Origin of the sequence: Pedobacter borealis DSM 19626 (assembly GCF_000708285.2) — a bacterium.
In the GTDB taxonomy this organism is placed as follows: domain Bacteria; phylum Bacteroidota; class Bacteroidia; order Sphingobacteriales; family Sphingobacteriaceae; genus Pedobacter; species Pedobacter borealis.
This window is the reverse complement of the sequence record NZ_JAUG01000216.1, coordinates 1-236: the sequence shown is the minus strand read 5'-3', so window position 1 is coordinate 236 and position 236 is coordinate 1. Positions and strand designations below refer to the sequence as shown.

Sequence of the window (236 nt, the reverse complement as noted above, 5' to 3'; positions counted from 1 at the left end):
TATGGTACAGCTAACCCAACATTAACGGTCACTTATACGGGCTTTGTGAACGGCGATACGAATACCAGTTTGACGACGCAACCAAGCATCAGCACGACAGCCGTGACCGGCAGCGGAGCAGGAACATACCCGATCACGGCAAGCGGAGCGGTATCATCTAACTACAGCATCAGCTATACGGCAGGAACTTTGACGGTCACCAAGGCGGCATTAACCATCGCGGCAGATAACCAAAG

The 236-nt window shown here is 52.5% G+C and carries 1 protein-coding gene; it reads left to right on the top strand.

Annotated features, from left to right (window positions below; translation table 11 throughout):
- On the top strand, positions 1 to 236 hold a 236-nt coding region (locus tag AW17_RS24575), incomplete at both ends, for an MBG domain-containing protein (protein ID WP_036670901.1).